This window comes from Bacillus sp. ISL-7 (assembly GCF_018613065.1).
Genome location: NZ_JAGGQW010000045.1, coordinates 1 through 8,361, shown reverse-complemented (window position 1 = coordinate 8,361; position 8,361 = coordinate 1). Strand labels below are relative to the sequence as shown.

General features: G+C 38.4%; 10 protein-coding genes. 8 read left to right on the top strand and 2 right to left on the bottom strand.

Going from position 1 to position 8,361, the window contains the following annotated elements; translation table 11 throughout:
• On the bottom strand, positions 1 to 172 hold a 172-nt coding region (locus J7E66_RS18050), incomplete at its 3' end, for a recombinase family protein (RefSeq protein ID WP_214999352.1).
• Between the two features lie 373 nt (positions 173 to 545).
• Here J7E66_RS18050 and J7E66_RS18045 point away from each other — a divergent pair.
• On the top strand, positions 546 to 1,328 hold the full coding sequence (locus J7E66_RS18045; RefSeq protein WP_215002369.1) for a hypothetical protein: 783 nt from the start codon (positions 546 to 548) through the stop codon (positions 1,326 to 1,328).
• Between the two features lie 162 nt (positions 1,329 to 1,490).
• Here J7E66_RS18045 and J7E66_RS18040 read toward each other — a convergent pair whose 3' ends face one another.
• The gene (locus J7E66_RS18040) at positions 1,491 to 1,949 is read right to left on the bottom strand and encodes a MerR family transcriptional regulator (RefSeq protein ID WP_215002367.1); all 459 of its coding nucleotides are present in this window, start codon (positions 1,947 to 1,949) and stop codon (positions 1,491 to 1,493) included.
• A 592-nt stretch (positions 1,950 to 2,541) separates the two neighbouring features.
• Here J7E66_RS18040 and J7E66_RS18035 point away from each other — a divergent pair.
• The 7 genes from J7E66_RS18035 (at position 2,542) to J7E66_RS18005 (ending at position 8,355) form a co-directional block, all read left to right on the top strand.
• Positions 2,542 to 3,738, top strand: a complete 1,197-nt coding sequence (locus tag J7E66_RS18035) for an MFS transporter (RefSeq protein WP_215002365.1) — start codon at positions 2,542 to 2,544, stop codon at positions 3,736 to 3,738.
• A 104-nt stretch (positions 3,739 to 3,842) separates the two neighbouring features.
• Positions 3,843 to 4,565 (top strand): SDR family NAD(P)-dependent oxidoreductase, encoded by a 723-nt coding sequence (locus tag J7E66_RS18030; RefSeq protein WP_215002363.1) that lies wholly within the window; start codon positions 3,843 to 3,845, stop codon positions 4,563 to 4,565.
• Between the two features lie 437 nt (positions 4,566 to 5,002).
• On the top strand, positions 5,003 to 5,854 hold the full coding sequence (locus tag J7E66_RS18025; protein ID WP_215002361.1) for an aldo/keto reductase: 852 nt from the start codon (positions 5,003 to 5,005) through the stop codon (positions 5,852 to 5,854).
• Between the two features lie 382 nt (positions 5,855 to 6,236).
• Entirely contained in the window at positions 6,237 to 6,992 is a 756-nt protein-coding gene (locus J7E66_RS18020; protein WP_215002359.1) for a carboxymuconolactone decarboxylase family protein, read from the top strand.
• A gap of 125 nt (positions 6,993 to 7,117) precedes the next feature.
• On the top strand, positions 7,118 to 7,429 hold the full coding sequence (locus tag J7E66_RS18015; protein WP_215002357.1) for a Dabb family protein: 312 nt from the start codon (positions 7,118 to 7,120) through the stop codon (positions 7,427 to 7,429).
• 146 nt (positions 7,430 to 7,575) lie between these two features.
• Positions 7,576 to 8,004: a Rossmann-fold NAD(P)-binding domain-containing protein gene (locus J7E66_RS18010; protein ID WP_215002354.1), complete on the top strand. Its 429-nt coding sequence runs from the start codon at positions 7,576 to 7,578 to the stop codon at positions 8,002 to 8,004.
• A 129-nt stretch (positions 8,005 to 8,133) separates the two neighbouring features.
• Positions 8,134 to 8,355, top strand: a complete 222-nt coding sequence (locus J7E66_RS18005) for an SDR family NAD(P)-dependent oxidoreductase (protein ID WP_215002352.1) — start codon at positions 8,134 to 8,136, stop codon at positions 8,353 to 8,355.
• Positions 8,356 to 8,361 lie beyond the last annotated feature (6 nt).

Here is an 8,361-nt window from a genome sequence, read left to right as displayed (position 1 = left end):
CTCCTGCTCTTAAATACTCCATAGCTTTGTTCAGTTCGGGTCTGCCAGTGTTCTTACCACTTTTCTTTTCGTGAAAAATCTTAGTGCATCCATACTTTTCTAATTGTTCAACTTGTAAGGAATAATCCTGATCTAAGGTACTTACCCTTGCGTATCCAACAAGTTCACTCAATTTTGATCATTCCCGTCTAAAAGATATATAACTTTCTGTACATTTATTATAGACTATCTTTTAGATGGAAAACAAGAAAGAAAAAAAGAAAAAAACTGATATTTTCGTAGTGTACAAAACTTACAACTTTTAGATACATAGATTTTAAGATTTGGGATAGCTCCAGCATAATACGTTATTATGGTTTTCCATTAAAGGGCCATTTAATTGAATAACTTACTAAGATTGTGAAGTGGTGAACTTAAACTAACGTGGCAGGTTAGTTGAAAAAAATTTTTTAGCTTGTTTCACAATCGGTCTAGTTATCTTAAATTCATGGTAAAATGTGGCTATATAACTTTATGACCATACAAATAGGGTGGAGAATAAGAGCATGATTCCAGACGAAAATTCATTGATTCTTTTTAAATTTGGACTTACAAAATGGATGAAAGCACTGAAGGAGGGGGAAGTCAGTTTTTCTTGTCCTGGACAATATATCAATATTGCCGAGCAGGAAGGTAATAGCGAGCAAGGTGATCCATATGAGGGTGTTTTTGCCCGGTTAAGGGAGACTGATCCGAGGATCGAGCAATGTCGAGGAAAATACGGGGAGGATTTAGAAATTTTACCCGATGGGGACTTTGTATTGTTAAGAAGAAAGTCCACCTACTTCATTCCTGCATTCTGTTTTTATTCTGTTCGACCCCCTGATTTATCACAAAATGTGACTCGTTCTGGGTGGCAACAGATCCGCTATGACTTTGATGAAAGAATGTACAGTAATTTTTCTTCAAATGAAGTTAATGTGATACCGGCAACATTGATAATTCAAGCACAACCTTTTCACAAACAGATTGTGCAAGCCGTCGATCGTGAGGGTTTTAGAATTGAGATATCACACATTAACTACACCTTATTCGAGAACGAAGAATTTTATATAGAGCCTACCAATCAAAGAAATGAACTGTTTTATAAGTTTCCTAAGTATAGCTACCAGAAAGAAGCCCGGATTTTGTTGCACGGTTTGACGATGAACAATATTGATGAAAGGTATAGCTTAAATATCGGACCATTATCTGATGAGGATGCACCGTTGGTGGATGGGATCCAAATGTATGTTGAATTTTCCGTAGATATGGAAGATCGGAGGAATCTTAAGAAATATGGTGATTAATTCTTAAAAGTTGAGTTGGCTAACGGGCTAGAGTTTAAGAATGGGATGGCTACGGCGACCCTTCTTCTTGTTGTGCTAACTGGAGTTTAGTTTAAGTGTACATCTTCACAAAGTTAACACGTCGATGCCCTAATAAGGAACATCGACGTGCGGTATCAGTAATTAATGAGTAATCGGCTTTTTATCATTTAACAACAAAGGGCAGGTCGAATTAACAATTTTATTTTTTTGCCAATTGGAAGGATTTGTGTCATCTGGGATTATACCATTTATAATGTCACGGTAGTGTTTCTCTTTATTAGTAATATATTCTGCCATTGATTTTATTTCTTCTAATTGAGCTAGAACTAATTCTTTTTGCTTTACTATTATTTCATATCGGTCCTGAATAGTAGTACCGCCTTCCAAACACAGGTCTACATATTTTTTGATATCCTCTACTGACATACCACATTTTTTTAATTTTTTTGCACCTGAAAGCCATTGTATAGAGTCGTCATTAAAGATTCGATTATTATTTTTATCACGTTGTAAACTTGGAACTAATCCCTTATCAGTATAAAAGCGAACAGTGTGTTGAGTTAAATCAAGTAATTTGGCAACTTCTTTTACAGTGTACATGTTAGCCCTCCTTTTATTTCAATGACATATTTAATATTATATAATTGGCTTCGTGTAACACGAATATTGTAAAGTGATAATACTTTAATTTCTTACGATTGTAAACCCCATATGCTGTTCAAAAAAATGGATTTCGTATTCTTGACTTCGTGTAACACGAAGGGTGTATAGTAACAAATGTTAAAGGTTCTGAATTAATCTCATAATAAATCATGTAGGTTAAGGGAGCTCACAAAAGAATTTAAATAGAGAATTACTACAGAATTACAAAGGAGGGTAATAAAAGTGATTAAAACTATTGACCTCGTGTAACACGAAGGTGTTAAAGTGATAATACTTTAAGTTCTCAAGATTGTAAACCCCAAATGCAGAACAAAAAAGTGAATTTTAAATTATTGACTTCGTGTAACACGAAGGTTGTATAGTTACAATTGTTTAATACTCAAATTATAAATTCTTATGATCAGTCATGCCATGTAAAGCAATTTATAAGAAAAGCAACTTAAAGAAGTATTAAAAAAAGTGAAATAAACAGTTGCGACAGTATATTAACGAGGCTGTCACAGCCGTTAGATTATTAGGAGGTTTCATCATGTCCAAAATATCCACCAACTCCGACCGCCGGATGACCCCGGCGAAAACAATCATCTTCGCGATTGCCGCAGGTCTGGCAGTCGGAAATCTTTATTTGTCTCAACCGCTGTTCCAGATTATCGCCTCGTCTCTCGGCGTCTCATCATCGACCGCTGCGATGCTGGTAACCGTCACCCAGTTTGGATACGCGCTTGGGATATTCCTCCTAGTGCCACTAGGTGATGTTCTTAATTTACGTCGGCTAATTCCACTGATTCTGAGTCTATCAGCAGTGATGCTTATGGTCTCCGCCATAGCACCGACTTTCTCCGTCCTACTAGCAGCGCTCGGCGGCTTAGGATTGACCACTGTCTCTGCACAGCTTCTGACTCCATTAGCCAGTGAACTGGCTGAGCCTGAGCGACGTGGACGAGTAGTCAGCACGGTCGCTTCGGGAGCTCTAATCGGTATTCTACTTTCACGCACTATTAGCGGCTTAGTAGCCGATCTTCTCGGGTGGAGGGCGATATTTGAAATTGCAGCAGGTGTCGCAATTATTCTTGCTGTCATACTGTACAAAATCATTCCGCCACGCGAACCACGCGAACATATTTCCTACCCACGTCTTTTAGGATCAGTGTTCACCACCGTGGCACGTCATCGTGCAGTGACCCCGACGTTGGTCATTTCCGCAGCGAACTTCACCGTGTTCTCGCTGTTTTGGACATCATTAACTTATCTGCTAACAGCGGAGCCATTCTCTTACTCGGCAGGTCAGATAGGGCTCTTGGGACTTGCTGGCTTAGCTGGTGCTCTTGCTGCAAGGCGTGCAGGTGTCTTGCACGACCGTGGCTGGTCCGTTCCTGCTGCAGGAGGCGCCTTAGCGTTACTCGCATTGTCACTGATTGCGGCTTGGGTTTTGAAATGTTCAATCATTGGACTGATTATCGTTGTTATTGTCTTAGATATCGCTACGCAGACCAACCTTGTTTTGGGACAGACCCGTCTCCTCGCTCTTCCTGGTTCTGCACGAAGCCGTCTGAACACGGCTTTCGTAGTGAGTAACTTTCTTGGAGGTGCGATAGGTTCGGTCATTGCTGGTCCACTTTGGGCATTCGGCGGTTGGTCCGCGATTATGGTCGCTGCCCTGGTCATTACCCTCGTTGGACTCATCATCTGGTCCGCTTTACGTACCCGCCTGTCCGACGCGACTTGATTAAAGGATTGTATGAAAATAGAGTCCTAAAGGGAGGTGGTGGCTTCACTGATAATTTACTAGATTTGTTAAAAACAGGAAAATAAATTTGGAGGTGAATGAAAATGGCAAAAATTTTCATTTCAGGATCGTCAACAGGTCTTGGTGCATTGGCAGCTAAAGAGCTAATTGCTCAAGGAAATGAAGTAGTTTTACATTCACGCAATGAAGCTCGTGCAAAAGAGGCTTTAAAAGAAAATCCTGGTGCTACTCAGGTGGTCATTGGAGACCTGGGAAAGAAAGAAGAAATTCTCTCAGTGGCTAAACAAGTCAATCAATTCGGTCGATTTGATGTCATTATTCATAATGCAGGAGTTTACACGACAGATGCTCGATTAACCTACACAGTGAATATTGAAGCGCCTTATCTTTTAACTAGCCTTATTGAGAAACCTAAACGGATTATTTATGTCTCTTCTGGCATGCATCGCGGCTCTAGATTGAACATTGATCAATTAGAACAAGAAACAGATTATTCAAGTTCCAAATTAGCCTTGTTATTACTGATGAAAGCGGTCAGTCGTTTATGGACAGATGTCCTTGTCAATGCAGTTGACCCCGGCTGGGTGCCAACTCGTATGGGTGGTGCAGGCGCAAATGATTCTCTTGAAGGTGGCTATTCCTCACAGGTTTGGCTAGCTAGTGGTGAGGATAAAAATGCCTTGAGCTCAGGGAATTATTACTACCATAAGAAGCTTTCTCGTTATGATGAAAGAGTAGAAAATATTGACTTGCAAAATCAACTGCTAGCCAAATTAGAAGAAGCAACACAAATAAAATTAAATTAGCTATGCTGATTTTGCTAGTGCGCTAATTGATATTTTGGAAATTGGTTCTTATGTTCGTCAAAGAATGACAATTGTTGGTGATGAACAGTAAAAATTGAAAAGTAGTTCAGCGAGTATTCGTGCTTGCTGAACTCAGATAATAGGAAACAAAGAAGATGAACAAAGAATTTCTTAGGGGTAACAATTGGTACAGCAGTAGGTGGATGATTAATATCAGGAATGTGCACGCAATATATCGTATTAGGAGGATTATTATTCTTGCTATTGGGCTTAGCGTCTGTTGTTCTGAGTCGCTACATGTTCAATCCTAAAACAAAACAACTTGCTAGTTAAGATATGATCAGTAACTTTAAAAAAATGATAATAGACATTGTGTAAAAATGAACTTGAACTATGGGTTCGTTACTCTAAGGCTTAAGAATATAGGAGGATTTTATATGCAAAAAGTAATTTTGAACAATGGTGTGGAGATGCCAATTCTCGGTTTTGGTGTTTATCGGATTGAAGATGCAAATGAATGTGAACAGGCTGTTTATGATGCCCTTATGGCAGGCTATCGTCTGATTGATACGGCTGCTGCATATCTAAATGAAGAATCGGTTGGCAGAGCAATCAAACGGAGTGGTGTGCCAAGAGAGGAAATATTCATTACTACGAAAGTATGGATTCAGGATGCCGGTTATGAGAATACAAAAAAAGCATTTGCAAAATCAATAGAAAAATTACAAGTGGATTATTTGGATTTGTATTTAATTCATCATCCTTTTGGTGATGTATACGGTTCTTGGCGTGCAATGGAAGAATTGTATCGTGAGGGAAAGATAAGGGCAATCGGAGTTAGTAACTTCAAGATGGACCGTCTAATAGATTTAATGGATCATAATGAAGTGATTCCTGCCGTAAACCAGATTGAAACGCATCCTTTCACCCAGCAAATTGAAAGTGAAAAATTGATGAAAGAGAACAATGTTCAGATCGAGTCCTGGGGTCCTTTTGCTCAAGGGAAAAATAACATCTTCCAAAATGAAGTTTTAGTATCAATAGCAGGAAAGTATAATAAATCTGTCAGTCAGGTGGTTTTACGTTGGTTAACACAAAGAGAAGTTGTTGTGATCCCAAAGTCTGTTAACAAAGAAAGAATCATTGAAAACTTCAATATCTTTGACTTTGAATTAAACCAAGAGGATATGGAGACGATTGCTACTTTAGATACGAAAAAGAACCTTATCTTTGATCATTACGATCCAGCAAACGTGAGATTCCTCGGTAACGTTAAATTTGACATATAAAACTGTATTACAAGGAAGTACCGAGAATCATATCACAAGTGAGCGTAAACTTTAAAAGTAAGCTGCTGAGGCTCTTTTGGAATATGATCTCTCCGTCTAAAAAATGCACGTCAAATTGTGCAATCTGGACAATCTTTCAGTCGCTCTTTTGGACGATAATAGTAGAGTAGGCAAGGTTAAAAAGGAATATTAAATTAAACTACCCAATAATGATGGGGTAGTAATACTGAATGAGCTACTATTTTATCAGTTCCAAGAACGATACTTTTCGGAACCTCCACTAAGCTCCCTCAGTACGATTTAATTTTCTCTCGAATACTCGTAACTTTAACTTGATACTTTAGGCAAAATAGAAAAGTAAATCATAAAAGGAGATCTATATATGAACCGTATTGAAAAGAGCAAGGAAAAATACAAACAACTATTTGAGAATGGAGTACCTGCCGCATACGCTACCGACTCTGATTTTCAAGACATCCTGAGCCGATTTATTTTTGGGGAAGTTTTTTATCAAGGTAATCTGGATGACAAACATCGTGAGCTTATCACTCTGGTTGTGCTTGCGACCAATCAAACATTACCTCAATTAAAGGCTCATGTTCAAGCTGCGCTGAATGTTGGGCTGACTCCGGTTGAAATCAAGGAGGCGGTTTACCAATGTGCTCCATACATTGGATTTCCGAAAACGCTAAACGCCATAAATGAAGTCAATGAGGTTTTCAAATCCAACAATATTACATTACCACTTGAAAGCCAAAAACAAGTTGAAGAAGACAAGCGTTTTGATAAAGGCCTTGCAACTCAAGTAGAGATATTTGGAGATATCATTGCAAAGATGCGGGAAGGTGCCCCAGCAAATCAAAAGCATATTCAGGATTATCTTTCTTCTTTTTGCTTTGGAGATTTCTACACCCGTGGCGGGCTTGATTTGAAAACACGGGAGTTGTTGACACTCTGTATCGTTAGTGCGTTGGGTGGTGCAGAAGGTCAAGTAAAAGCACATGTGCAGGGGAACAAAAATGTTGGCAATGACAAGGAAATCTTAATTACCGCCATCACCCACTGCATTCCCTATATGGGCTTTCCGAGAACACTAAACGCATTAAATTGTATTAACGAAATTATTCCTGAAAACTAAGAAAGGGTGTTAGGAGGTATCCAACTGTATCGTTATCAATCAATAATTGTCTTTTACTCCCGTGCGGACAATGTCGTCAACTTAAGAACTAAGTTAAAAATATTCAAGTTAAAGGAAGGATTAAAATGATTAGACATATTTTTATTGCACCAATTAAAGAAGGCATAACAGAAGAAAAACTGAATAAAGAAATAAATTTGTTGAAAGCGATGAAGGATAATATTCCTGAAATCATTGATCTGACAATAGGAAAAAATACAGGCTGGGTTGGTGGCGAAAACGCAGTAACGATGGTTGTAGATCTGAAGGATAAAGAGGCGTTTGAAGCCTATATGGTGCATCCGTATCATGTATTCATAAACAGCATAAATGGAACAGAGGATGATTGCTTTGTCACCAGCGGATTATATTCCGCGCAAATAGAATATGAGAATTGAAGTTTTATGAACATATTAGTACGAGCATATGGGAAATCAGGACGCACAATTATTTTAGAGGCTGAAAAACGTGGTCATGAGGTATTAGCAGTAGCACACAGAAAACATGATGAAAAGATTATAAAAACATATTAATCAAAGACATCATGGATTTAACCAAAGAAGATATTGCAGGCTATGATGCCATTATTGACGGAGTAATTGCTTGGGTACCAGAAACTTTCTACGTGCATACTGACGGTGTTTCTCATATTGCGAATTTGCTTGATAGTAGCAACACACGCTACATCAAAATTGGTGGAACAGGTACATTGTTTATAAATAAAGAGCATACAAAATATTTCAAAGACTGGGAAAACTTTATGGAAGAACTTAAACCATTAGCAGAAGTCTTGGTTCAAAGTTTGGAACGCTTGCGCTCATATTCAAACATTGCTTGGACTTATGCGACACAAGCATTTAATTATGACGTTGAAAGAGAAGCGACAGGTAAATATCATTTTGATGGCGTAGAATTTAGTATTGAGGATATTCCAACAAGCCATATAGCTATGCTGATTTTGCCAGTGCGTTAATTGATATTTTGGAAAATGGTTCTTATGTTCGTCAGAGAATGACAATTGTTGGTGATGAACTGTAAAAATAGAAAAGTAGTTCAGCGAGTATTCGTGCTTGCTGAATTCAGATAATAGGGAGCAAAGAAGATGAACAAAGAATTTCTTGATAAAGTTGTTTTAGTCACAGGTGCAGGCTCTGGCATTGGAAAAGAAATTGCGGCTCAATTTGCCGAACAAGGAGCAAAGGTTGTTATTATTGGAAGAAATGAATCAACCTTGAAAGAATCTGCCGCACAAAACGAGAATATTCACTATCGTGTAACAGACTTAAGCGTTTCTAGTCAGTTAACTCAGTTAGCATTCCTGTAGATCGTT

What these genes read in the sequence shown, in the direction of transcription:
- J7E66_RS18010 (WP_215002354.1), top strand. Translation starts at nt 7,576, where the DNA reads ATGGATTTAACCAAAGAAGATATTGCAGGCTATGATGCCATTATTGAC.
- J7E66_RS18040 (WP_215002367.1), bottom strand. Translation starts at nt 1,949, where the DNA reads ATGTACACTGTAAAAGAAGTTGCCAAATTACTTGATTTAACTCAACAC.
- J7E66_RS18015 (WP_215002357.1), top strand. Translation starts at nt 7,118, where the DNA reads ATGATTAGACATATTTTTATTGCACCAATTAAAGAAGGCATAACAGAA.
- J7E66_RS18005 (WP_215002352.1), top strand. Translation starts at nt 8,134, where the DNA reads ATGAACAAAGAATTTCTTGATAAAGTTGTTTTAGTCACAGGTGCAGGC.
- J7E66_RS18025 (WP_215002361.1), top strand. Translation starts at nt 5,003, where the DNA reads ATGCAAAAAGTAATTTTGAACAATGGTGTGGAGATGCCAATTCTCGGT.
- J7E66_RS18045 (WP_215002369.1), top strand. Translation starts at nt 546, where the DNA reads ATGATTCCAGACGAAAATTCATTGATTCTTTTTAAATTTGGACTTACA.
- J7E66_RS18035 (WP_215002365.1), top strand. Translation starts at nt 2,542, where the DNA reads ATGTCCAAAATATCCACCAACTCCGACCGCCGGATGACCCCGGCGAAA.
- J7E66_RS18020 (WP_215002359.1), top strand. Translation starts at nt 6,237, where the DNA reads ATGAACCGTATTGAAAAGAGCAAGGAAAAATACAAACAACTATTTGAG.
- J7E66_RS18030 (WP_215002363.1), top strand. Translation starts at nt 3,843, where the DNA reads ATGGCAAAAATTTTCATTTCAGGATCGTCAACAGGTCTTGGTGCATTG.